The organism is Pseudomonas sp. HY2-MNA-CIBAN-0224, assembly GCF_040310285.1.
Taxonomy (GTDB): Bacteria; Pseudomonadota; Gammaproteobacteria; order Pseudomonadales; family Pseudomonadaceae; genus Aquipseudomonas; species Aquipseudomonas helleri.
This window is the reverse complement of sequence record NZ_JBEOPQ010000650.1, coordinates 1-260: the sequence shown is the minus strand read 5'-3', so window position 1 is coordinate 260 and position 260 is coordinate 1. Positions and strand designations below refer to the sequence as shown.

Here is a 260-nt window from a genome sequence, read left to right as displayed (position 1 = left end):
CGATAGGACCGAGGACAGCAAGATTATGCCCATTTGGCAAAATAGCAATCGCATCTTTAAGCGCTTGCGTCGTGGCGGCAAGGGTTTTGCCTTCACAGCGTATTAGGGCAGCATAACTATGCGGCGGCAAGCCCATCATTTTACGCTCTTGCAATAGCTCACGAGCAAATGACAGATAACCATCTTTTACCAATTTTAATAACAGCTCATTATCGGGCTGCAGCGTTTGAATCAATACGCGCCCCGATTTATCACCGCGA

General features: G+C 47.7%; 1 pseudogene. It reads right to left on the bottom strand.

From position 1 onward, the window contains the following. A pseudogene (locus AAEZ03_RS27925) lies at positions 1–260 on the bottom strand (primosomal protein N'); the annotation flags it as partial.